Source organism: Kitasatospora sp. HPM-01-4, from assembly GCF_051374625.1.
Classification (GTDB): Bacteria; Actinomycetota; Actinomycetes; order Streptomycetales; family Streptomycetaceae; genus Kitasatospora.
Window position 1 is genome coordinate 6,327,377 of the sequence record NZ_JBPQGP010000005.1, and the last position, 21,506, is coordinate 6,348,882.

The 21,506-nt window shown below is 72.6% G+C and carries 21 protein-coding genes and 1 riboswitch; of the genes, 12 read left to right on the plus strand and 9 right to left on the minus strand.

What is annotated here, in order from left to right; genetic code table 11:
- Positions 1-37: 37 nt before the first annotated feature.
- Positions 38-1,831, minus strand: a complete 1,794-nt coding sequence (locus tag ACSMTC_RS27610; protein ID WP_436562412.1) for an AMP-dependent synthetase/ligase — start codon at positions 1,829-1,831, stop codon at positions 38-40.
- A 302-nt stretch (positions 1,832-2,133) separates the two neighbouring features.
- Here ACSMTC_RS27610 and ACSMTC_RS27615 point away from each other — a divergent pair, with 302 nt between their 5' ends.
- The 5 genes from ACSMTC_RS27615 (at position 2,134) to ACSMTC_RS27635 (ending at position 6,138) form a co-directional block, all read left to right on the plus strand.
- The gene (locus tag ACSMTC_RS27615) at positions 2,134-2,565 is read left to right on the plus strand and encodes an SRPBCC family protein (protein WP_436562413.1); all 432 of its coding nucleotides are present in this window, start codon (positions 2,134-2,136) and stop codon (positions 2,563-2,565) included.
- Positions 2,566-2,572: 7 nt separating this feature from the next.
- On the plus strand, positions 2,573-3,748 hold the full coding sequence (locus tag ACSMTC_RS27620; protein WP_436562414.1) for an ArsA family ATPase: 1,176 nt from the start codon (positions 2,573-2,575) through the stop codon (positions 3,746-3,748).
- A 49-nt stretch (positions 3,749-3,797) separates the two neighbouring features.
- Complete coding sequence (locus ACSMTC_RS27625; RefSeq protein ID WP_436562415.1) at positions 3,798-4,073, plus strand: DUF5304 family protein; 276 nt, start codon at positions 3,798-3,800, stop codon at positions 4,071-4,073.
- A 196-nt stretch (positions 4,074-4,269) separates the two neighbouring features.
- Positions 4,270-5,211 carry an ROK family glucokinase gene (locus ACSMTC_RS27630; RefSeq protein ID WP_436562416.1) on the plus strand — a complete coding sequence of 314 codons (942 nt, stop codon included), beginning with the start codon at positions 4,270-4,272 and terminating at the stop codon, positions 5,209-5,211.
- Positions 5,212-5,379: 168 nt separating this feature from the next.
- The gene (locus tag ACSMTC_RS27635) at positions 5,380-6,138 is read left to right on the plus strand and encodes an endonuclease/exonuclease/phosphatase family protein (RefSeq protein ID WP_436562417.1); all 759 of its coding nucleotides are present in this window, start codon (positions 5,380-5,382) and stop codon (positions 6,136-6,138) included.
- A gap of 66 nt (positions 6,139-6,204) precedes the next feature.
- Here the strand turns inward: ACSMTC_RS27635 and ACSMTC_RS27640 are convergent, their stop codons facing one another.
- Positions 6,205-6,783: a hypothetical protein gene (locus tag ACSMTC_RS27640; RefSeq protein ID WP_436562418.1), complete on the minus strand. Its 579-nt coding sequence runs from the start codon at positions 6,781-6,783 to the stop codon at positions 6,205-6,207.
- Positions 6,784-6,813: 30 nt separating this feature from the next.
- On the minus strand, positions 6,814-7,602 hold the full coding sequence (locus ACSMTC_RS27645; RefSeq protein WP_436562419.1) for an alpha/beta hydrolase: 789 nt from the start codon (positions 7,600-7,602) through the stop codon (positions 6,814-6,816).
- A gap of 225 nt (positions 7,603-7,827) precedes the next feature.
- On the opposite strand from ACSMTC_RS27645, the gene ACSMTC_RS27650 reads away from it, so the two are divergent.
- The 3 genes from ACSMTC_RS27650 to ACSMTC_RS27660 all read left to right on the plus strand — a co-directional run bounded on the left by ACSMTC_RS27650 (position 7,828) and on the right by ACSMTC_RS27660 (position 10,508).
- Positions 7,828-8,616 (plus strand): lysophospholipid acyltransferase family protein, encoded by a 789-nt coding sequence (locus ACSMTC_RS27650; protein WP_436564826.1) that lies wholly within the window; start codon positions 7,828-7,830, stop codon positions 8,614-8,616.
- Between the two features lie 123 nt (positions 8,617-8,739).
- Positions 8,740-9,843, plus strand: a complete 1,104-nt coding sequence (gene macS, locus ACSMTC_RS27655) for a MacS family sensor histidine kinase (RefSeq protein WP_436564827.1) — start codon at positions 8,740-8,742, stop codon at positions 9,841-9,843.
- A gap of 20 nt (positions 9,844-9,863) precedes the next feature.
- Positions 9,864-10,508 (plus strand): response regulator, encoded by a 645-nt coding sequence (locus ACSMTC_RS27660; RefSeq protein ID WP_436564828.1) that lies wholly within the window; start codon positions 9,864-9,866, stop codon positions 10,506-10,508.
- A gap of 60 nt (positions 10,509-10,568) precedes the next feature.
- On the opposite strand, the gene ACSMTC_RS27665 is transcribed toward ACSMTC_RS27660, so the two are convergent.
- Positions 10,569-12,503: an anthranilate synthase family protein gene (locus tag ACSMTC_RS27665; protein WP_436562420.1), complete on the minus strand. Its 1,935-nt coding sequence runs from the start codon at positions 12,501-12,503 to the stop codon at positions 10,569-10,571.
- A gap of 301 nt (positions 12,504-12,804) precedes the next feature.
- Here ACSMTC_RS27665 and ACSMTC_RS27670 point away from each other — a divergent pair, with 301 nt between their 5' ends.
- Both ACSMTC_RS27670 and ACSMTC_RS27675 read left to right on the plus strand, forming a co-directional pair.
- The gene (locus ACSMTC_RS27670) at positions 12,805-14,157 is read left to right on the plus strand and encodes a class II 3-deoxy-7-phosphoheptulonate synthase (RefSeq protein WP_436562421.1); all 1,353 of its coding nucleotides are present in this window, start codon (positions 12,805-12,807) and stop codon (positions 14,155-14,157) included.
- Positions 14,158-14,337: 180 nt separating this feature from the next.
- The gene (locus tag ACSMTC_RS27675) at positions 14,338-14,586 is read left to right on the plus strand and encodes a (2Fe-2S)-binding protein (protein ID WP_436564829.1); all 249 of its coding nucleotides are present in this window, start codon (positions 14,338-14,340) and stop codon (positions 14,584-14,586) included.
- A gap of 11 nt (positions 14,587-14,597) precedes the next feature.
- Here the strand turns inward: ACSMTC_RS27675 and bfr are convergent, their stop codons facing one another.
- Complete coding sequence (gene bfr / locus ACSMTC_RS27680) at positions 14,598-15,077, minus strand: bacterioferritin (RefSeq protein ID WP_436562422.1); 480 nt, start codon at positions 15,075-15,077, stop codon at positions 14,598-14,600.
- 198 nt (positions 15,078-15,275) lie between these two features.
- Here bfr and ACSMTC_RS27685 point away from each other — a divergent pair, with 198 nt between their 5' ends.
- A complete protein-coding gene (locus tag ACSMTC_RS27685; protein ID WP_436562423.1) occupies positions 15,276-15,905 on the plus strand; it encodes a sulfite oxidase-like oxidoreductase in 630 nt (209 codons plus the stop codon).
- 49 nt (positions 15,906-15,954) lie between these two features.
- On the opposite strand, the gene pknB is transcribed toward ACSMTC_RS27685, so the two are convergent.
- From pknB to thiO, 4 genes are all read right to left on the minus strand, one after another.
- Positions 15,955-17,688 carry a Stk1 family PASTA domain-containing Ser/Thr kinase gene (pknB, locus tag ACSMTC_RS27690; protein ID WP_436562424.1) on the minus strand — a complete coding sequence of 578 codons (1,734 nt, stop codon included), beginning with the start codon at positions 17,686-17,688 and terminating at the stop codon, positions 15,955-15,957.
- Between the two features lie 103 nt (positions 17,689-17,791).
- A complete protein-coding gene (locus ACSMTC_RS27695; RefSeq protein ID WP_436562425.1) occupies positions 17,792-18,610 on the minus strand; it encodes a thiazole synthase in 819 nt (272 codons plus the stop codon).
- 7 nt (positions 18,611-18,617) lie between these two features.
- On the minus strand, positions 18,618-18,827 hold the full coding sequence (gene thiS, locus ACSMTC_RS27700; RefSeq protein ID WP_436562426.1) for a sulfur carrier protein ThiS: 210 nt from the start codon (positions 18,825-18,827) through the stop codon (positions 18,618-18,620).
- Positions 18,824-19,987, minus strand: coding sequence for a glycine oxidase ThiO (gene thiO / locus ACSMTC_RS27705; RefSeq protein WP_436562427.1), 1,164 nt, complete (start codon positions 19,985-19,987; stop codon positions 18,824-18,826). The genes thiS and thiO overlap by 4 nt, the downstream gene beginning before the upstream one ends.
- A riboswitch (TPP riboswitch) is annotated at positions 19,982-20,094 on the minus strand. (Overlaps the previous gene by 6 nt.)
- 203 nt (positions 20,095-20,297) lie before the next feature.
- On the opposite strand from thiO, the gene ACSMTC_RS27710 reads away from it, so the two are divergent.
- Positions 20,298-21,461: an NAD(P)/FAD-dependent oxidoreductase gene (locus ACSMTC_RS27710; RefSeq protein ID WP_436564830.1), complete on the plus strand. Its 1,164-nt coding sequence runs from the start codon at positions 20,298-20,300 to the stop codon at positions 21,459-21,461.
- Positions 21,462-21,506 lie beyond the last annotated feature (45 nt).

The following is a 21,506-nucleotide window of genomic DNA, read 5'->3' on the forward strand; positions in this document are numbered from 1 at the left end:
CCTTGAACGCGGGCACGAGCTCCCCCGGAGCGTTCTCTCAGCGCTGGTAGAGCGCCTCGACGTCGGCCGCGAAGTCCTTGAGGACGACATTGCGCTTGAGCTTGAGCGAGGGGGTCAGATAGCCGCTGGCCTCGGAGAAGACGGTGTCGAGGATGCGGAACTTCTTGACGGCCTCGGCGTGCGAGACGGCCAGGTTGCCGTCGTCCACGGCCGCCTGGACGGCCGCCAGCAGATCGGGGTCCTCGCGGAGCTCGGCGAGCGTGGCCTCGGCGGGCTTGCCGTTGAGCTCCTTCCACTTGGGGAAGAAGTCCTCGTCGATGGTGACCAGACAGGAGATGAACGGCTTGCGGTCGCCGACCACCATCACCTCGCCGATCACGGCGTGCGCGCGGATCCGGTCCTCGATCACGGCGGGCGCGACGTTCTTGCCGCCCGCGGTGACGATGATCTCCTTCTTCCGGCCGGTGATGGTGAGGTAGCCCTCGTCGTCCAGGGAGCCGAGGTCACCGGTGGCGAACCAGCCGTCATGCAGGGCCTCGGCGGTGGCGGCCGGGTTGTTCCAGTAGCCGGTGAACACCTGCGGGCCCTTGAGCAGGACCTCGCCGTCCTCGGCGATCCTGGCCGAGGAGCCGGGCAGCGGCTGGCCGACCGTACCGATCTTCGGCTTGTCGTGCGGGTTGAAGGCGGTGGCCGCGCAGGTCTCGGTCAGGCCGTAGCCCTCCAGGACGGTGAAGCCGATGCCCCGGTAGAAGTGGCCGAGCCGCTCGCCGAGCGGGGCACCGCCGGAGATCGCGTGGGTGGCCCGGCCGCCGAGAGCGGCGCGCAGCTTGCTGTAGACCAGCTTGTCGAAGACCGCGTGCCTGAGTCTGAGGAACAGGCCGGGGCCGCCCTGGTCCAGCGCCCGGCTGTAGGCGATGGCGGTGTCGGCGGCCCGGTCGAAGATCTTGCCCTTGCCGTCGGCCTGCGCCTTGGTCCGCGCGGTGTTGTACACCTTCTCGAAGACCCGGGGCACGCCCAGGATGAGGGTCGGGCGGAAGGAGGCCAGCTCGTCGGTGACGTACTTGATGTCGGAGACGTGGCCCAGCTTGATCGGCGCGATGGCGGCGGCGATCTCGGCGATCCGGCCCAGGACGTGCGCCAGCGGGAGGAAGAGCAGTACCGAGGCCTCGCCGGTCCGGAAGAGCGGTTCCAAACGGGCCGTCACATTGCCCAGCTCGGCGAGGAAGTTGCCGTGCGTCAGCTGGCAGCCCTTGGGGCGCCCGGTGGTGCCCGAGGTGTAGACGATGGTGGCGATCGAGTCGGCGTCGGCGAGGGAGCGGCGCTCGGTGACCGTGTCGTCGTCGACCCCGGCACCGGCCTCGGCGAGGGCGGCGACGGCGCCCGTCTCGATCTGCCAGGTGTTCTGCAGCTCCGGAAGCCGGTCGCGGACACCGGCCACCACCGAGGCGTGGGTGTCGGTCTCGGTGATCACGGCGACCGCCCCGGAGTCGCCGAGGATCCACTCCACCTGCTCGGCGGAGGAGGTTTCGTACACCGGCACGGTGATCGCGCCCGCGGTCCAGATCGCGAAGTCCAGCAGCGTCCACTCGTAGCGGGTGCGGGACATGATGGCGACCCGGTCGCCCGGCTGCACACCGGAGGCGATCAGGCCCTTGGCCGCGCTGTGCACCTCGGCGAGGAACTGTACAGCCGTCAGATCCGACCAGTGCCCTCCCACCTTGCGGCTGATCACCGCAACACCCGGGTGCCGCTCGGCGTTCTGGTGGACGAGGTCGGCGAGGTTACCGGCGCTCGGTACCTGGTAACGGGCCGGAAGGCTGAACTCGAGCAAGACTGCTCCTCGTCTGCGACGCTGCGGGACGGCAGGACGTTACTGCCCGGTATACGGATTCGACCAGGGGGGCAGGTCCGGTTGTTCCGAGAGTCACACCGTTCGGCCGGGTCTGGCGGGATACCGGTCCGCCGGGGCGGGCGAACCGGGAGGTTTCGACACGCACCATACGACAGCGGCGATGTGACCCGCCGGTAGCCCGTTTCTCCCCTCCGCCCCCGGTGCCCCGCGGCACGGAAGCGCCCGTGCGGCGCGATAACCTGCCCTGGGCGCACATCGGAAGAGACGCGGAGGACCGTTCCATGGCGGAACACACCAGGTCGAGCATCACCATCGCCGCGACCCCGGCCGAGGTGATGGCCGTGATCGCGGACTTCGCCGCCTACCCGGCGTGGACCGGCGAGGTCAAGGAGATCGAGGTCCTGGAGAGCGCCGGGAACGGCCGGGCCACCCAGGTCCGCCTGCTGCTCGACGCCGGGGCGATCCGCGACGAGCACGTCCTCGCCTACACCTGGGACGACGACCGCGAGGTCTCCTGGACGCTGGTCAAGAGCCAGATGCTGCGCGCCCTGGACGGCTCCTACACCCTGATGCCGGTCGGTGGCGGCACCGAGGTCACCTACCAGCTCGCCGTGGACGTCAAGATCCCGATGCTCGGCATGATCAAGCGCAAGGCGGAGAAGGTCATCATCGACCGGGCGCTCGCCGGGTTGAAGAAGCGCGTCGAGGGCTGAGGCGCCGGTGCGGACGATCCTGGTCAGCGGAGACGGCTCGGCACTGATCGCCGCGGCCACCGCCCTGCACGCCGCCGGCCGGGGCCGGCGCACCCTGCTGCTCGCCGCCGACGACCCGCACCGCACGCTGGACGCCGCCCTCGGCATCCGGCTCACCGAACTGCCCACCCCGTGCACCGAGCACCTCACCGCGGCCCGGGTCGACCAGCAGCAGACCTTCCGCTCCGTCCTGGAGGGCTTCGGCGGCCGCCTCGGCCCCGCCCTCGACCTGATCGGCGCCACCCCGCTCGACCCCGAGGAGCTCACCCCGCTCCCGGGCACCGGCCGGCTCGCCCTGCTGCGCGCGCTGCGCACCGCCGACGCCGAGGTCCTGGTGGTCGCCGCCCCCGACCCGGCCGAACTGATCGCCACCCTCGCGCTGCCCGAACAGCTCGCCCGCTATCTCGACCGGCTGCTGCCCGAGCAGCGCCAGGCCGCCCGTGCGCTGCGCCCGCTGCTGGCCGCCGTCGCCGGAGTGCCGATGCCCGCCGACTGGCTCTTCGAGGCCCGGACCAAGGCGGCCGACGTGCTGGCCGAGGCCCGTGCGGCCGTTGAGCGGCCGGGCACATCCATCCGCCTGGTGGTGGACGCCGACCACCACAGCCTCGACGAACTGCGCCGGATCCGCGCGGGGTTCGCCCTGTACGGGCAGCGCCTGGACGCCGTGGTCGCCCACCGCGCGCTGCCCGCCGCCGCGTTGGAGTCCCCCGACCCCTGGCTCGCCGCCCAGGCCGCCCGCGAACGCGACCGGCTCGCCGAACTGGCGGGGGAGCTCGGTGGGTTGCCGCTGCTCGTGGGCCGCAGGACCGAGCCGACCCTGGAGGGGATGGCCGCGCAGCTGTACGACGAGCGGGAGTTGGTCCCGTACGACACCCCCTGGCAGGTCGTGGACCGGCTGGCCGACGAGGGGTTGCTGCTCTGGCAGCTCGCGCTGCCCGGCGCCGACCGCTCGGAGCTCGAACTCGTCCGGCGCGGCGACGAGTTGGTGGTCGGCCTGGGTGCCTACCGGCGGATCCTGCCACTGCCCTCCGCGCTGCGCCGTTGCACCGTGCAGGGCGCCGGGCTGGCCGAGGGCGTGCTCTCGATCCGCTTCGCGCCCGATCCGGCGCTCTGGCCGACCGGCTGGAACCAGGACATCAGGTAGCGTCTCGGACACGGCGGCCGCCGTGGCCGCCCCAGCAGAGAGGCGCCCGATGGCCGAGGAGAAGACCGACCAGCCCCTTGCCGGCGAACTCGGACCGCTGGTCGAGGAGGTGCGCCGGTTCGCCGCCGCGGTGGGGGAGAGGGCCCAGGAGGTCGGCGGCCGCCTGCGGGAACAGCACCCCGAGGTGTACGGACACCTGGCCGCCGCCGGGAGCGAACTGCTCGCCGCCTACCGTGCCGCCGTCTCCGGCCACGAACGCCGCTGGTCGGCCCCCGAACAGTCGGACCCGCAGCACATCGACCTCGACGCACCGTCGGACAATTAGTGAAAACACGGGCCATAACCCGTGGTCACCCGGTTTCACAACGTCACTGACCAGGGCATAACGTACGACTTTTGAAAGCGCACTCCCGGGAACTCGGCTAAATGTCTTCGGATAATGTATGCAGCGCTGTGTACGGGAGCGCCGTTGTCCGGGTACCGTTCGAGACAGCGGGAACGAGTGAATAGCTGAGGCACACATGGCTCTGACCATCGGCGTCGATGTCGGCGGTACCAAGATCGCGGCCGGCGTGGTCGACGAGAACGGCGGGATCCTCGCCCGGACCCGGGTACCCACCCCTGCCGACCCCCAGTGGGCGGTCGATGCCATCGCCCAGGCCGTTCGCGAGCTCAAGGAGCAGCACCCCGCCGTGACCGCCGTCGGCGTCGGCGCCCCCGGCTTCGTCGACCGCGACCGCTCCACGGTGATCTTCGCCCCGAACATCGCCTGGGAGAACGAGCCCCTGCGCAACCGGATCGAGGAGCTCACCGGCCTGCGCGCGGTCGTCGAGAACGACGCCAACTGCGCCGCCTGGGCCGAGTTCCGCTTCGGCGCCGCCGCCGCGTACGAGGACATGGTCCTGATCACCGTCGGTACCGGCATCGGCGGCGGCATCGTGCTGGACGGCCGTCTGCACCGCGGCCGCTTCGGCGTGGCCGGTGAGATCGGCCACCTCAACATGGTCCCGGACGGCCTGCTCTGCGGCTGCGGCGGCAAGGGCTGCTGGGAGCAGTACGCCTCCGGGCGCGCGCTGCGCCGGTACGGGCGCGAGCGTGCCGCCGCCGACCAGGTGCGGGGCAAGCGGATGCTCGAGCTGAACGACGGGGTCGCCGAGACCATCCGCGGCATCCACATCACCGAGGCGGCGGAGGGCGGCGACCCGCTCGCCCTGGAGTGCTACGAGGAGCTCGCCGAGTGGCTGGGCCGCGGCATGGCGGACCTCGCCGCACTCTTCGACCCGGCGGTCTTCGTCCTCGGCGGCGGGGTCTCCGACTCCGGCCAGCTGCTGCTCGACCCGGTCGCCAAGGCGTTCGAGAAGTACCTGACGGGCGGGGTGCACCGCCCGCGCGCGGAGGTCGTACTGGCCTCGATGGGCTCCGCGGCCGGCATCGCCGGTGCGGCCGACCTGGCCCGGAACTGACACCTCCCGGGGTAGTGCCCCGGCGCGCCCGCCCCTGAGACCGGCGGAGCCCCGCAGGAGTGCGGGGCTCCGCCGGGCCGGCCGAGGGCGGCGCTGCCGCACCGGCCAGGGGCCGGTGCGGCGGACCGAGTGCTTCTGCCGGGCCCGGATGTGGCTGATCATGGGGACATGTCGCTTCCTCAGCTGCCGGCCTCCGGGGACGAGCCCGACGGCGGGCGGCGTGTCCGCCTGCTGAGCTACAACATCCGCTCCCTGCGGGACGACCGCCGGGCCCTGGTCCGGGTGATCCGCGCCTGCCGGCCGGATCTGGTCTGCGTCCAGGAGTCCCCGCGCTACTGGCGCCCCGGCGGCCAGGCGGCCTGGCTGGCCCGGCGGACGGGCACCGTGATCCTCGCCGGAGGCGGCCGGATCGCCGCCGGCCCGCTGCTGCTGGGCAGGCCGGACGTCCGGGTGGTCGAGACCCGGGACCGCCTGCTCCCCAAGACCCGAGGCCTGCACGCCCGGGGCTTCGCCACCGCGGTGGTCCGCCTCGGCCGTGCGGCCCCGCTGGCGGTGACCAGCTGCCACCTCAGCCTCGACCCCGAGGAGCGCCACCGGCAGTTCGGGCTGCTCCCCGGCCAGCTCTCGCCGGGTGAACCCGGCGTCGTCGCGGGCGACTTCAACGAGCACCCGGAGGATCCGGGCTGGCAGCGCCTCGCCGCCCGGTTCCAGGACGCCCACGCCACCGCACCCTGGGGCGGTACCTGGACCTCGGTCCCCGAGAACCCGTACCAGCGCATCGACGGGGTCTTCGCCACTCCGGACATCGAGGTGCTGGCCTGCGGCGTCCCGCACGGTCTTCCGGGCGTCGCCCCGGCCGACCTGCTCGCGGCCACCGACCACCTGCCCGTGCTGGCGGTGCTCCGGGTACCGCCGGCCCGGGGGTGACCCGGGGTCGGGCGACGCCTTGGGCCGACCGGCGACAGGGAGCGTGGATCAAGGAGCCGGTCGGTCTCAGACGACGGCGCCGCCGTTCGGGTCCGGGGGCTCGTCCTCGTCGCGGTCCTTCATCCGGGCGATCAGCGTGACGAAGCCGCCGAGGAAGGCGCCGACGCCCACCCAGGCGGGCCAGCCGGAGAGTTCGCGCCAGACCAGGACGTCGAAGAGCAGCAGCGCCGGGCCGCCGAGCACCGCGAGCCAGGCGAACTTCGCCGTGGTGTCCATGGTCGGGAGGGGCGGGTCGGGCTGGACGAAGTGCTCCTCGTCCGGTTCCGCGGAGAGTTCGTAGTCGCGCGGTCCGGGGCCGGCCGGGCGGGGGCGCGGCTGCGGGGTGAACTCGGCGAGTTCGGGCGCGGTGCCCGGCCCGGTGCGGGGCTCGCCCTTGGCACGGAGGTTCTCGATCTCCGGCCACTGGGGGTCGGTGAGGTCCACCGGGTCGTCGAACTGGGCGACCAGGGCCGCGAAGATCGCGTCCTGCTCGGCCTGGCTGCCGGCCGCCGGCCGCCGGGGAGGTGTCTCGGACTCGCCCGGGGAGTCCCCCTTGGCCTCGCCGTCCCGCGGCAGCTCCTCGTCGCCGCCCGCCGCCGTGCTCATCGGTACCGCCTCTTCTGCACAACCAGCCCTTCAGCCCAGGTGGTTCACGGCCTCGGCGGTCGCCAGTGGTGCCAGCCGCCGGATGAAGTCGAGGCTCGCCTCGAAGATCAGCTCGGCGTCGTGGTCCAGCGTCGCCACGTGGAAGCTGCGCTCGCAGAGCAGCTCGGCCACGTCGGTCGAGGATATCCGGGCGAGCACCAGTGCGGAGTTGGCGGGGGAGACGACATGGTCCTGCGGACTGCGAAGCAGGAGGACCGGCTGCCGCACCTCGGGCAGTTCGGCCTGCACGGTCCGCCACAGCCGCCCCAGCGACCAGGCGGCGTGCAGCGGCGTACGGTCGTAGCCGGCCTCGGCGGCGCCCTCGAGCGCGATGTCGCCGGACACCCCCCTGGTGCTCGGCAGCAGGTGCCGCAGCACCGGCAGCAGCACACTCGCGGGGTTGTCGGAGCGGACGGACGGGTTGACGAGCACCAGTCCGGCGACGGCCGGACCGTGCCGGGCGGCCAGGTGCAGGGCGAGCGCGCCGCCCATCGAGAGCGCGCAGACGAACACCTGGTCGCAGCGGTCGGCCAGTTCCCGCAGCTCGCGGTCGACCTCGGCGTACCAGTCCTCCCAGCGGGTCACCTGCATGTCCTGCCAGCGGGTGCCGTGACCGGGCAGCAGCGGCAGCGAGACGGTCAGTCCGGCGGCGGCCAGCCGCTCGGCCCAGGGGCGCAGCGACTGCGGGGAACCGGTGAAGCCGTGGACGAGCAGTACGCCGGTCGGCCCGCCCCGGTGGCGGAACGGTTCGGCGCCGGGCAGCAGCGGTGACACCGGCATCTGCGGGCTCCTTCGCGGGCAGCACTGGGACCCGAATCGTCGCACGCGGCCACCGGCGCCGTACAGGCCCGCCGCCCCTGGCGGACCGGCCCGAAGCCGCCGGGCGTGGGCGCTCGCGGGCGAGCGGGCGAGTTACGGCCCCGGCGCGGGTGCGCATCGCGCAGGCCGAAAGCATTAGGATCGACCGGTCCGCGATACAGGAGGCCCGGGTTGTTCTACCGACTGATGAAGATGATCGTCGCACCGCTGCTGCGGATCTTCTTCCGGCCGTGGATGGAGGGCGCGGAGAACATCCCCGAGGAGGGGGCCGCGATCATCGCGAGCAACCACCTCTCCTTCTCGGACTCCTTCTTCCTGCCCGCGCTGATGAAGCGCCGGGTCACCTTCATCGCCAAGGCCGAGTACTTCACCACGCCCGGACTCAAGGGCAGGCTCACCGCCGCTTTCTTCAAGGGCGTCGGCCAGCTCCCGGTGGACCGCTCCGGTGTCCGGGGCGCGGGTGAGGCGGCGATCCGCAGCGCCATCGCGGTGATCGAGCGGGGCGAGCTGTTCGGCGTCTACCCCGAGGGCACCCGCTCGCCCGACGGCAAGCTCTACCGCGGCAAGGTCGGCGGCCTGGCCCGGGTCGCGCTGGCCACCGGCGCCCCGGTGATCCCGGTCGCGATGATCGACACCGAGAAGGTGCAGCCCCCCGGCCAGGTGATCCCCAACTTCGGTATCCGGCCCGGTATCCGGATCGGCCGTCCGCTCGACTTCTCCCGCTACCAGGGCATGGAGAACGACCGCTTCATCCTCCGTTCGGTCACCGACGAGGTGATGTACGAGATCATGCGGCTCTCCGGCCAGGAGTACGTGGACATCTACGCGACCGCCGCCAAGCGCCAGATCGCCGAGGACAAGAAGCGCGCCGATGCCGAGCGCAAGGCCGAGCAGAAGGCCCTGAAGGCCCAGCAGGACGCCGAGAAGGCCGCCGCCGAGAAGGACCGGGCCGAAACGGAGAAGGGCACGGACTAGCCCCGGACTTCGCATGTGCGAAGGACGGGACTGGCGGGGAGCCGGGCAGGGGGGACGATGGCGGACCACGGATCGGGGACCGCACCGGCCCCCGGCCCCGGCGGGACCGTCACCGCCGGCGGCATGTCGGTCGAGATGCCGATCTGGCGCGCCATCTCCTTCTTCCGGATCCTGGCCCTCGGCTACGCGGTCGTCCGCTACTTCCACTCCTACCTGCACTTCCTCCACCCGGTCTCCGGCTGGATCTACCTCGGCGTCCTGACCCTCTGGACGCTCGCCAGCACCCGCGCCTTCGCCAACCCGCACCGCTGCTCCCGGTACGTCCTGGGCACCGACCTCGCCATCGCCGTCACCGGCATCGTGCTGAGCGGCGCCATCGACACCCCCGCCCGGATCCACGCCGGTGCGCTCACCCTGCCGACCATCTGGGCGGCGGGCACCGTCCTCGGCTTCGCGGGCAGGAGCGGCCGGCGGGCCGCCGCCTTCGCGGGCACCGTGATCGGCCTGGCGAACTTCGCCGGCCACGGCGGCCTCACCGGCGACAACGTGCACAACACCGTGCTGCTGCTGGTGGCCGGCTGCGCCATCGGGTACGTGCTGGAACTCGCCCGGGCCGGCGAGGCCGCCCTGGTGCGGGCCCTCCAGGTGGAGGCGGCCACCCGCGAGCGCGAGCGGCTCTCCCGGGACATCCACGACGGAGTGCTCCAGGTGCTCGCGCTGGTCCAGCGCCAGGAGGGCGGCCTCGGTGAACTCGGCCGGCTGGCCGGTGAGCAGGAGCGCGCGCTGCGCACCCTGATGACCGGTGCGCCGCTGCCCCGGCAGTCCGCCGGCGCCGAAGCGGACCTGCGGGTGCTGCTCACCCCGTACGCCGACGACCGGGTCACCCTCTCCGCCCCGGCGACCCCGGTGCTGCTGCCCGGCAGGGTCGCCGGCGAGCTGGCCGCCGCCGTCGGCGCGGCCGTGGACAACGTGCACCGCCACGCGGGCGAGCGGGCGCGCGCCTGGATCCTGGTCGAGGACGAACCGGAGGCCGTCACCGTCAGCATCCGCGACGACGGCCCCGGTTTCCCGGCCGGGCGGCTCGGCGAGGCGGAGCGGGCCGGCCGGCTCGGGGTGGCCCAGTCGATCCGGGGCCGGCTGCTGGACCTCGGCGGCACCGCCGAGCTGTACTCGGTGCCCGGTGAGGGCGTCGAGGTGGAACTGCGAGTGCCCAGGGAGGGTGAGTGACCGTCGAACTGATCCGCGTCATGGTGGTGGACGACCACCCGATGTGGCGGGACGCGGTCTCGCGGGATCTCGCCGAGGCCGGTATGACCGTGGTCGCCACGGCCGGCGACGGCGAGGAGGCGGTCCGCCGGGCCCGCGCCTCCACCCCGCAGGTCCTGGTCCTCGACCTCAACCTGCCGGGCCTGTCCGGAGTCGAGGTCTGCCGCCGGGTGCTGGCGTACGACCCGTCGGTGCGGATCCTGATGCTCTCCGCGAGCGGCGAGCACGCGGACGTGCTGGAGGCCGTCAAGTCCGGTGCCACCGGCTATCTGGTCAAGTCGGCCAGGCGCGAGGAACTGCTGGACGCGGTCCGCCGGACCGCGCTGGGCGATCCGGTGTTCACCCCCGGCCTCGCCGGCCTGGTCCTGGGCGAGTTCCGCCGCCTGGCCGCCGAACCCGCCGCGCCCGCGCCTTCGCCCGCCGTCCCCAGGCTGACCGCCCGGGAGACCGAGGTGCTCCGGCTGGTCGCCAAGGGCCTGTCGTACCGCCAGATCGCCGACCGGCTGGTGCTCTCGCACCGCACGGTGCAGAACCACGTCCAGAACACGCTCGGCAAGCTGCAGTTGCACAACCGGGTCGAGCTGGTGCGCTACGCGATCGAGCAGGGGCTGGACGACGTGAGCTGACCCTCGGGGCAGCGCCGCCGGCCAGGCGCTGCCCGTGCCCCTTCGACGGTGGCAGGTGAGTCAGCTGCGGACGGCGCTCGCCGCGCGCAGGAGGTCGGCGACGATGGTGACCCCCTCGCGGGTGAGGACCGACTCGGGGTGGAACTGGAGGGCGGCGAAGCCGGGGCCGCGCAGGGCGTGGACGTCCCCGGTGAGGGGGTCGCGGGCGGCCTCGACGCCCTGGGCGGCCAGCCGGCCGGCGTCGGCCTCGGTGCAGCGGGCGGTGAAGGTGTTGTAGAAGCCGACCGTCCGCCGGGTACCGAAGAGGTCGATGGTCTCCTGGGCGCCCTGGTACGGCACGGCCTTGCGGGCCAGCGGCAGCCCGAGCTCGGCGGAGAGCAGCTGGTGGCTGAGGCAGACCGCGAGCAGCGGAGCGGTCCTGGTGCCCGCCCGGGCGGCGGCCAGCGCGTCGGCGGTGATCGGCCGCAGCAGCGCCATCTTGGGGTCGGCGGGGTCGGCCGGGTCGCCGGGGCCGGGGCCGAGCACCAGCGGGCCGGTGTGGGCGGCGGCCAGCGACCGCAGCCCGGGGGTGTCGAAGCGGCGCACGGTGACCCGGTGGCCGAGCGAGGTGAGCAGATGGGCGAGCATCGAGGTGAAGGTGTCCTCGCCGTCCACCACCAGGGTCTCCAGCGGTTCGGTGACGGAGGCCGGCTCCTGCATCCGCAGCCAGAACGGGGCGAGGCCGAGGCGGCGGGCGTCCAGCGCGCGCTGGACCCGGTGGTCGTCGGCCAGCCGGGGGCCCTGGGAGCCGGCGGTGCCGCGGGCGGGCGCCGGGCGGGCGCCGATCGCGGCGAGTACCCCGGCGGCCTTGGCGTGGGTCTCGGCGACCTCGGACTCGGGCACGGAGTGGCGGACCAGGGTGGCCCCGACGCCGACCCGCAGCCGTCCGGTGGCCGGGTCGATGTCGGCGGTACGGATGCAGATCGGCGAGTCCAGCTGCTGGGCGCCGCCCGCGGAGCGGCCGATCAGCGCCAGCGCGCCCGAGTAGTAGCCCCGTCCGGTGGTCTCGTAGCGGCGGATCACCCGGGTGGCGTTCTGCACCGGGCTGCCGGTGACGGTGGCCGCGAACATGGTCTCCCGCAGCACCTCCCGGACGTCCAGCGAGGTGCGCCCGCGCAGCTCGTACTCGGTGTGGGCGAGGTGGGACATCTCCTTCAGCCGGGGGCCGAGCACCTGGCCGCCGAGGTCGCCGACGGTGCACATCATCTTGAGCTCCTCGTCGACCACCATGGTGAGCTCCTCCAGCTCCTTGGGGTCGTGCAGGAAGGCGAGCAGCGAGTCGATGTCGGGGCCGCCGGCCGGATGGCGGTAGGTGCCGGAGATCGGGTTCATCACCACCGTGCCGCCGCTCTGCCTGACGTGGACCTCGGGCGACGCTCCCACGAGCACTCGCTCCCCGGTGTGCACCAGATAGGTCCAGTACGCGCCGCGCTCCTGCTCCAGCAGCCGCCGGAAGAGCGAGAGCGCGAGGGCCGGGGTGAAGTCGTCCAGCCGGGCCCGGAACTCGCGCCGGATCACGAAGTTGGCGCCCTCGCCGCGCCCGATCTCGTCCCTGATCACCCGGCGGACGATCTCCGCGTACTCGGCGTCGTCGACGTCGAAGCCGCCGCCGGAGAGCGAGACGGGCAGCCGGGGCAGCGCCGGGCGCAGCTCGGCGAGCGGGAAGGCGTACTGCTCCTGGATACGGATCGCCTGCAGCGGGGTGCCGTCCTCGTGCGCCTCGAAACCGCGCTCGCGGATCTGCCGGTACGGGACGAGCGCCAGCAGGTCGTGGCGCGGACCGCCGTCGGGCACCCCGGCGGGTACGGGCAGCTCCGCGAGAGTCGGGTACTCGCCGATTTCACCGAGCAGGATCTCGACGGTGTCGGGGGCGAGCCGGGGTGTGCGGCGGTGCAGCAGGGCGAAGGCCGGGGCGCCGGGTGCGGTGAGGCGGGCGAGCAGGTCGGTGAGGTGCACGGTACGGCTCTCTTCCGGTGGTCGGCAGGGCGGTGGCTGGTCCGCTCTTCCCGGAGGGCCTGCGTGCGAGAACGCCGACGGCCGCCCCGAGGGGCGGCCGTCGTGTCGTCTAGGAACGCGCGAGCTGTGGGCCACCCGGAGGGTCGGCCCACCACCAGCAGAGGGTGTGCGGCGCGGTCATGGGCATGAGGGTAGCCCATCGGGTCCGGGGGCGAGAGCGATCACCGGGAATGACCAGATCTCGTCTCACCCATCGGGCGATGGTCACAAACCGCTTGCCTCACCCCGTAGCCTTGACCCCGTGACCGTGACAACTGAGACAAACGGGGCCGGCCAGTACAGCTGGCAGTCCCTTCCCGCGGCGCAGCAGCCTGAATGGCCGGACCAAGAGGCTCTGCGCAAGGTGCTTGCGGAGCTCGCCTCGTATCCGCCGCTCGTCTTCGCAGGCGAGTGTGACCAGCTGCGCGCCCGGCTCGGTGCCGTCGCGCGCGGTGAGGCGTTCCTGCTGCAGGGTGGTGACTGCGCCGAGGCGTTCGACGCCGTCTCCGCCGACCACATCCGTAACAAGCTGAAGACCCTGCTGCAGATGGCGGCGGTGCTCACCTATGCCGCCTCCGTCCCCGTGGTCAAGGTCGGGCGGATCGCCGGCCAGTACTCCAAGCCGCGTTCCAAGTCCACCGAGACCCGGGACGGCGTGACCCTCCCGGTGTACCGGGGCGACTCGGTGAACGGCTTCGAGTTCACCCCCGAGTCCCGGATCCCGGACCCGGAGCGCCTGAAGCGGATGTACAACGCGTCCTCCTCGACGCTCAACCTGGTCCGCGCCTTCACCACCGGTGGTTACGCCGACCTGCGCCAGGTGCACGCCTGGAACCAGGACTTCGTCCGCAACTCGCCCGCCGGCCAGCGCTACGAGCGCCTGGCCAAGGAGATCGACAACGCGCTGGCCTTCATGAAGGCGTGCGGGGTGGCTCCGGAGGAGTTCAAGACGGTCGAGTTCTTCTCCTCGCACGAGGCGCTGGTGCTGGACTACGAGACCGCGCTGACCCGCACGGACTCGCGGACCGGCGACCTGTACGACGTGTCCGGCCACATGGTCTGGATCGGTGAGCGCACCCGTCAGCTGGACCACGCGCACATCGAGTTCGCGTCCAAGATCCGCAACCCCGTCGGGGTGAAGCTCGGCCCGACCACCACGGCCGACGAGGCGCTCACCCTGATCGACCGGCTCGACCCGGACCGCGAGCCCGGCCGGCTCACCTTCATCACCCGGATGGGCGCGGGCAAGATCCGCGATCACCTGCCGAACCTGGTGGAGAAGGTCACCGCGACCGGTGCCAAGGTGGTCTGGATCTGCGACCCGATGCACGGCAACACCTTCGAGGCCGCCACCGGCCACAAGACCCGCAGCTTCGACGACGTGCTCGACGAGGTCAAGGGCTTCTTCGAGGTGCACCGCGCGCTCGGCACCCACCCGGGCGGCATCCACGTCGAGCTGACCGGTGACGACGTCACCGAGTGCGTCGGCGGTGGCGACGAGGTACAGGTCGACGACCTGTACCAGCGCTACGAGACGGCCTGCGACCCGCGGCTCAACCGCAGCCAGTCGCTGGACCTGGCGTTCCTGGTCGCGGAGATGTACCGCGGCAACTGACGCCGGAGCGCCGCCCTGAGGCGAGCGGGCGAGTAGCTGTGACGAAGGCCCCTCCGTTTTCGGTGAATCCGACAGCGGAGGGGCTTCGTCGTACCCGCGGGCTTTAGGTAAGGTAAGGCTTAGCGAGCTAAGGCAAGCCTTGGCTAAGATCGTTTAGTGCGACCCCCGGGAGAGACCGCGATGTACGTCTGCATGTGCCATGCGGTCACCGAGGACGAGGTCAAGCGGCAGATCGACGGCGGCGCCGGCACGCCGCGCCAGATAGCCAAGGGCTGCAAGGCCGGCACCGACTGCGGCTCCTGTGTGCGGCGGATCCAGGCGATGCTGGGCGAGCACGGGGCGCGCCCGTGTCCGACCGCCCGGCTGGCCGCCAGGCTGGGCCTGGCCGAGCCGGACACCGGGCTGGTCGAGCCGCTGCGCGCGGCCTGAGCACCCGGGGCTCAGGAGTCCGGCTGCTCGATCACCTGCGCGATGTAGAGGGCCTCTCCGAGCTTCTCCACCAGTTCGAGCTGGGTGTCGAGGTAGTCGATGTGGTGCTCCTCGTCCGCCAGGATGTCCTCGAAGATGTTGGCCGAGGTGACGTCGTTCTTGGCCCGCATCACCACGATGCCGCGCTTCAGCCGGTCGATGGCCTCGGCCTCGATCTGGCGGTCGGCCTCGAACATCTCCCTCACCGTCTGCCCGATCCGGACGTGGAACAGCCGCTGGTAGTTGGGCAGTCCTTCGAGGAAGAGGATCCGGTCGGTGAGCACCTCGGCGTGCTTCATCTCGTCGAAGGACTCGTGCCGGGTGTACTTCGCGAGCTTCGTCCAGCCGAAGTTCTCCTGCATCTTGGCGTGCAGGAAGTACTGGTTGATGGCGGTCAGCTCGGCGGTGAGCTGCTCGTTCAGGAACTCGATGACCTCGGAATCGCCTTTCATGGCGGTGCCTTCCTGCTCGTGCGACGCGCGAAACCCACGGCTGTGACCGCATCGTGACACTCTCTTGGGCGAAAATTCCAGTAAGTTCACACTTAGTGGAGCTTGCGGCGGAATATCCGATTTGCCGGTGAGGTGCTCGGCAGGTAGTCGGCCAGGGCCGCGCGCGGTGTCCGGGCCCCGGTCTGTCACCATGGATCCATGGGTCAGCACGAACGAGAACAGCTCCAGCCGTCTGACCCGAGGCTCCCTCCCGGCCAGCGGCTGCAGCGCGGCTGGCCGGTGCTGCACTACGGGCCCGTTCCCCGATTCAAGCCGCTGACCTGGGACTTCCAGGTCTTCGGTGCCACCGCCTCGGCCGAGAAGCACAGCTGGGACTTCGAGGGTTTCCGCGCGCTGCCCAGGACCACCGTGCGCGGTGACTTCCACTGCGTGACCAGGTTCTCGATGCTCGACAGCGAGTGGAGCGGCGTGGCGGCCCACACCATCCTCGACCTGGTACCGCCGACCCCGGACACCACGCATGTGATGGTCTGGGCGGAGTACGGGTACAGCTCCAACCTGCGGCTCGCGGACTTCGCCGATCCGCGTACGGTCTTCGCCACCCACCACAACGGCGAACCGCTCACCGTGGAGCACGGTTTCCCGGTCCGCCTCGTCGTTCCGCACCTGTACGCCTGGAAGGGGCCGAAGTGGGTGCGCGCGGTGGAGTACATGCGGGCCGACCGCCGGGGCTTCTGGGAGGAGCGCGGCTACCACAACCTGGCCGACCCGTGGGCCGAGCAGCGCTACTCCTACCAGGAGGAACCCGGCGACGGGCCGCTGCGGTGAGCCGGCCGGGGCGCGGAGCCGGCTCCTGTGTTCCCCGCTCCTGAGAGGGTCAGAAGGCCGGGAGCCTGAGGGTCACGACGGTGTCCTGCGGGGAGGGCGTACCGGCGGCCGGGGTCTGGCTGACCACCCGGCCGGTGCCGAAGAAGTCGAGGCCGCTGCTCTGGGTCTGGAAACCGGCGTCGGCCAGGGCCTTGGCGGCCGCGTCCTTGGTCATGCCGACCACGTTCGGTACCGGGGTCATGCCCTTGGAGACCACCATCGCCACCGGGGTGTTCAGAGCGACCTGCTGTCCCGTGGCCGGGGTGGCGCTGATCACCGAGCCCTGCGGGACGGTGTCGCTGTAGGTCTCGGTGGTCGTCCCCGGGACGAGTCCCGCGCCGGTGAGCGCCTTGCGGGCCTGGTCCAGCGGCCGGCCGGCCAGGTCGGGCACGGTGATCCGCTGCGGCCCCTTGGAGAGCGTCACCTTCACCGGATCGCTCTTGCGCACCCGCTGCCCGACGCCCGGGTCGGAGGCCATCGCCTGCCCGGCCGGCACGTTCTCGCTGAACTGCTGGCTGAACACCCCGTGCAGCCCCGCCCCGTCCAGCGTCCGCACCGCCTGCTCCTGGGTCTGCCCCAGCACGCTCGGCACCGTCGCGTAGACCGCGCTGGACAGGAAGTACGTCGCCCCGCCGACCAGCACCAGCAGGACGGCCGCCACCGAGGTCCAGATCAGCGGCTTGCGCGAGCGGCGCCGCCGCCGGGCGGGCCGTACGTCCTGGGGTTCGTCGTAGGGACGCGGGCGGGCGAAGTCGAGCGCGGCGACGTCCATCACGCTGGTGCGCTCCACCTGCCGGTCGACCACGGCGGTGACCTCGCCGGTGGGATACCGCGGGCTGGTCAGGGAGGAGGCGGGGGGCTCGGCGTCCAGCTGCTCGGGCGTGAGCGAGCGGCGGGCCCGCTGGAGGACGGCCAGCAGCTCGACGGCGTCGTACGGACGGCCTTGCGGATCCCGGGCGGTGGCGGCCGTCACCAGGGCGTCCAGGGCGGGCGTGACGGCGGGCGCCACCAGTGAGGGCGGCGGGACGTCCTCGTGCAGATGGCGGTAGATCACCTGCATCGGGTTGTCGCCGGTGTGCGGCTTGCCGCCGGTGAGCATCTCGTACAGCAGGATGCCGGCCGCGTAGACGTCGACCCGCTGGTCGGTGGGCCTGCCGGGCTGGATCTGCTCGGGGGCGAGGTAGGAGACCGTACCGAGCACGCTGGTGGCCGAGGTGGTGTCGGTGGCCGCGCCGTCCTCGCCGGACAGCACCCGGACCAGGCCGAAGTCGGCCACCTTCACCAGGCCGCCGTCGGTGATCAGGACGTTCTCCGGCTTGACGTCCCGGTGCACCAGCCCCGCCCGGTGGGCGGCGCCGAGGGCGGCCAGCACCGGCTCCAGGATGTCCAGGGCGGCCCGGGCGCTCAGCGCGCCGCGCTCGCGCAGCAGGTCGCGCAGGGTGCAGCCGGGAACGTACTCCATGGCCAGGAAGACCGTGCGGCCGTCCGCACCCTGGTCGAAGACGTTGACCACGTTGGTGTGGGTGAGGCGGGCGACGGCCTTGGCCTCGCGGATGAACCGGGCGGTGAAGTCGGGGTCGTCCACCAGGGACGGGTGCATCACCTTGAGCGCGACCACCCGGTCGAGCCGGGTGTCGGTGCCCTGGTAGACCGTGGCCATGCCGCCGGCGGCGATGCGCTGATCGACCCGGTACCGGCCGTCGAGGAGGGTACCGATCAGGGGGTCGTACAGCGTTGTGTCCACCAGAGGAGTGTAGGGGCTCGGGCATTTTCGGCGGGGCACGGAAGCGTGTCGGGGCGGGGTGCGCCCGGGGGCACACCCCCGCCCCGTGGGGCGCCGGGCCCGGTCAGAAGGCGGGCCGTTCGCGGTGGTCGAGGTCGGCGCGGCCGGCCATGGCGGAGGAGGCCTCGGCGTGGAAGCGGCGCGGGATGCGGCCCGCGCGGTAGGCGAGGCGGCCGGCCTCGGCCGCGTGCCGCATCGCCTCGGCCATCAGCACCGGCTCCTGGGCCCGGGTCACCGCCGAGGCCAGCATGACGGCGGCGCAGCCGAGTTCCATCGCCAGCGCCACGTCGGAGGCGGTGCCCGCGCCCGCGTCCAGGATCACCGGGACCTCGGCGCTCTCCACGATCAGCTGGAAGTTGTGCGGATTGCGGATGCCGAGACCGGAGCCGATCGGCGAACCCAGCGGCATGATCGCCGCGCAGCCGACGTCCTCCAACTTCCGTGCCAGCACCGGGTCGTCGTTGGTGTACGGGAGCACGGTGAAACCGTCGTCCACCAAGGTCTCGGCGGCGTCCAGCAGTTCCACCGGGTCGGGCAGCAAGGTGCGTTCGTCGGCGATGACTTCGAGCTTGACCCAGTCGGTGCCGAGGGCCTCGCGGGCCAGCCGGGCGGTCAGTACGGCCTCCCCGGCGGTGAAGCAGCCGGCGGTGTTGGGGAGGATGCGGATGCCGTTGCGGGTCAGGACGTCCAGTACCGAACCGTGGGTGTTCGGGTCGACCCGGCGCATCGCGACGGTGGTCAGCTCGGTGCCCGAGGCACGCAGCGCCTGTTCCAGGATCTCCAGGCTCGGCGCACCGCCGGTTCCCATGATCAGACGGGAGTCGAAGGTGGTGCCGGCGATGGTGAGACGGTCTTTTTCGTCGTCCGGGCGAGTGTCGGCCATGGTGCGGTCAGCCTCCCTGCACGGCGGTGAGGATCTCGACGCGGTCGCCGGAGCCGAGCACGGTGTCGGCCCAGGCGCCGCGCGGGACGACGGTCTCGTTCAGTGCGGCGGCCACTCCGGTCGGCGCCTTGCTCAGCGCGGCCACCACCTCGGCGAGCGTGGTCGCGGGCGGGATGCGGCGCGGTTCGCCGTTGACGGTGAGTGAGATCTCGTTCATGCGGGGACCTTCGTGCCGAAGCGGCTGGGGGAGAAGGGGACGGCGAGCGGGGGGACGGTGCCGGTGGCCAGGTACTCGCCGAGCAGGTCGCCGGTCACCGGGGTGAGCAGGACGCCGTTGCGGTAGTGGCCGGTGGCCGCGACCAGCCCGGCCATGGCGGTCGGGCCGAGCAGCGGGGCGTTGTCGGGCGAGCCGGGCCGCAGTCCCGCACCGGTCTCCACCAGCGGGAGTTCGGTCAGCCCCGGTACCAGCTCGTGTGCGTCCCGCAGCAGTTCGTACACCCCGCCGGCGGTGACGGTGGTGTCGTAGCCCTGCTCCTCGGTGGTCGCGCCGATCACCAGCTCGCCGTCGGCACGCGGTACCAGGTAGACGTGCCGGCCGCGCACCACCGCGCGGACGTTGCGGGAGAGGAACGGCGCGTAGGTCCGCGGAATGCGCAGCCGCAGCACCTGGCCCTTCACCGGCCGGATCGCGGGCAGCACGCCTTCGGGCAGACCCGGCAGCAGGTGGCTGCGGCAGCCCGCGGCGAGCACGGTGCGCTCCGCGCGCAGCAGTTCGCCGGTGGACAGGCGCACGCCCGCCGCCCGGTCGCCCTCGACCAGCAGCTCGGTCGCCTCGGCGCGGTGCAGGCGCGCTCCGGCGAGTTCGCAGGCGCGCACCAGGGCCTTGGCGAGCCGCCGGCCGTCCACCTGGTGATCGCCCGTCACCTGGAGGCCGCCGCGCACCCCCGGGGCCAGCATCGGCTCCAGCCGGCGGCACTCGCGGCCGGTCAGCCAGTGCGACTCCAGGCCGAGCCGCTGCTGGAAGGCGTGCAGTTCGCGGAGTTCCTCGCGGTCGTCGGAGTCCAGCGCGACCGCGAGGGTGCCGGTCTGCCGGTAGCCGGTGTCCAGGCCGGTGAGCTCGGAAAGTTCGGCGGTGAAGGCCGCGTACCGCTCGTTCGAGGCCATACCGAGCCGCAGCAGCGGCTCCTCGCCGTACTGGAGCTCGGTGACCGGCGCCAGCATCCCGGCCGCGACCTGGGCCGCACCGCCGCCGTGGGCCGGATCGACCACGGTGACCGCGAGCCCGCGCTGGGCGGCCCGCCAGGACACGCCCAGACCGATGATGCCGCCGCCGATCACCAGGACGTCGGTGCCCGACCCGCTCACAATGCGTGTCAAAGCTGCTCTTCTCCCTTCGCCGGCATGACCCGGATCAGGTTCGGACGGTCGCGGGCCGCCTCAGCCCGCCTCTCAGCCCGGTGCACCGGGCTCCCGTGATGGTCCAACCACCATAACGCCGGGCCCGGCCCGGGCCGAAGGCGCGTGCGGGCGGCCAGGGTGCGTACGGCCCCGCCGGAGGCGCGTACGGCGCGAACCGAAGACGTATGCGGATTGCGGACAACCACCCGGATGCCGCGCCCCGGCTCGGTAGGGTGATCGCGTGGCTGAGCTGAACATCACGGATCAGGTCGTCGTCGTGGGCGCCGGAATGGCGGGGGCCCAGACGGCCCTCGCGCTGCGGCAGGGGGGCTGGCGCGGGCCGATAGCCCTGGTCGGCGAGGAGCGGCACCCGCCGTACGACCGGCCGCCGCTGTCGAAGGACGTCCTGCTGGGCAAGCGCGACTCCACCGAACTGGACATCGACTGGCAGGACCTCGGCATCGAGCTGCTGACCGGCCGCCGGGCCACCGCGGTGGCTCCGGGCATCCTGCACACCGACGGCGGTGAACTCCCGTACCGCGGTCTGGTGATCGCCACCGGCGCCGCGCCGATCGCCCTGCCGGGATCGGACGGCGCCCGGGTGCTGCGCACCGTGGACGACGCGCTGGCACTGCGAGCCGATCTGGTGCCGGGGGCGAGGCTGGTCCTGGTCGGGGCGGGCTGGATCGGTGCCGAGACCGCCACCGTGGCACGGCAGTCGGGCTGTGAGGTGACCGTGGTCGAGGCCGGCCCGGCCCCGCTGGCGGGCGCCCTGCCCGCCGGACTCGGCGCGCTGATGGCCGACTGGTACGCGGCCGCCGGGGCCGAACTGCGCTGCGGCACCGGCGTTTCGGCCATCGAGGCGGACGCGGTCGTCCTCACCGACGGCACCCGGCTGCCCGCCGACCATGTCGTGGTCGGCATCGGTGCCCGCCCGGCCACCGGCTGGCTCGCGGGCAGCGGAATCGAGCTGGACGCGGCCGGCGCGATCCTGGTGGACGGGTGGCTGCGGACCAGCGCCGAACACGTCTGGGCGGCCGGCGACTGCGTCTCGTACCCCTCGGCCCGCTCCGGTACCCGGCTGTCCGTCCAGCACTGGGACCACGCGCTGCAGTCCGGGCGCGCGGTGGCCGCCTCGGTGCTCGGTACGGCCCTCGGGCAGGCGGCGGGCGAGGCCTACGACCCGGTGCCGTACTTCTGGTCGGAGCAGTTCGGGCGGATGGTCCAGTACGCCGGGCGGCACACCGAGGGGGACCTCCTGGTGTGGCGCGGCTCGGCGCAGGACCCGGACTGGGCGGTGCTCTGGCTGCGCGAGGGCCGGCTGGCCGGGGTGCTCGGGGTGGACCGGCCGCGCGACGTCAACCAGGCGCGGCGGCTGATCGCGGCGGGCACCGTGCTCGATCCGGTGAAGGCGGCGGACCCGTCGGTCCAGCTGAAGGCGGCGGTGGCCTGAGGACCTCGGCTGAGGGTGACGGGCGGCGGCGCCGCGCGGGGGTTA

Coding starts and splice junctions, on each gene's coding strand:
- ACSMTC_RS27625 (WP_436562415.1), top strand. CDS start 3,798: ATGGCCGAGGAGAAGACCGACCAGCCCCTTGCCGGCGAACTCGGACCG.
- ACSMTC_RS27710 (WP_436564830.1), top strand. CDS start 20,298: ATGGCGGGGGCCCAGACGGCCCTCGCGCTGCGGCAGGGGGGCTGGCGC.
- thiS (WP_436562426.1), bottom strand. CDS start 18,827: ATGAACGAGATCTCACTCACCGTCAACGGCGAACCGCGCCGCATCCCG.
- ACSMTC_RS27630 (WP_436562416.1), top strand. CDS start 4,270: ATGGCTCTGACCATCGGCGTCGATGTCGGCGGTACCAAGATCGCGGCC.
- ACSMTC_RS27675 (WP_436564829.1), top strand. CDS start 14,338: ATGTACGTCTGCATGTGCCATGCGGTCACCGAGGACGAGGTCAAGCGG.
- macS (WP_436564827.1), top strand. CDS start 8,740: ATGTCGGTCGAGATGCCGATCTGGCGCGCCATCTCCTTCTTCCGGATC.
- ACSMTC_RS27615 (WP_436562413.1), top strand. CDS start 2,134: ATGGCGGAACACACCAGGTCGAGCATCACCATCGCCGCGACCCCGGCC.
- ACSMTC_RS27695 (WP_436562425.1), bottom strand. CDS start 18,610: ATGGCCGACACTCGCCCGGACGACGAAAAAGACCGTCTCACCATCGCC.
- ACSMTC_RS27645 (WP_436562419.1), bottom strand. CDS start 7,602: ATGCCGGTGTCACCGCTGCTGCCCGGCGCCGAACCGTTCCGCCACCGG.
- ACSMTC_RS27640 (WP_436562418.1), bottom strand. CDS start 6,783: ATGAGCACGGCGGCGGGCGGCGACGAGGAGCTGCCGCGGGACGGCGAG.
- ACSMTC_RS27650 (WP_436564826.1), top strand. CDS start 7,828: ATGAAGATGATCGTCGCACCGCTGCTGCGGATCTTCTTCCGGCCGTGG.
- ACSMTC_RS27635 (WP_436562417.1), top strand. CDS start 5,380: ATGTCGCTTCCTCAGCTGCCGGCCTCCGGGGACGAGCCCGACGGCGGG.
- ACSMTC_RS27685 (WP_436562423.1), top strand. CDS start 15,276: ATGGGTCAGCACGAACGAGAACAGCTCCAGCCGTCTGACCCGAGGCTC.
- bfr (WP_436562422.1), bottom strand. CDS start 15,077: ATGAAAGGCGATTCCGAGGTCATCGAGTTCCTGAACGAGCAGCTCACC.
- ACSMTC_RS27660 (WP_436564828.1), top strand. CDS start 9,864: ATGGTGGTGGACGACCACCCGATGTGGCGGGACGCGGTCTCGCGGGAT.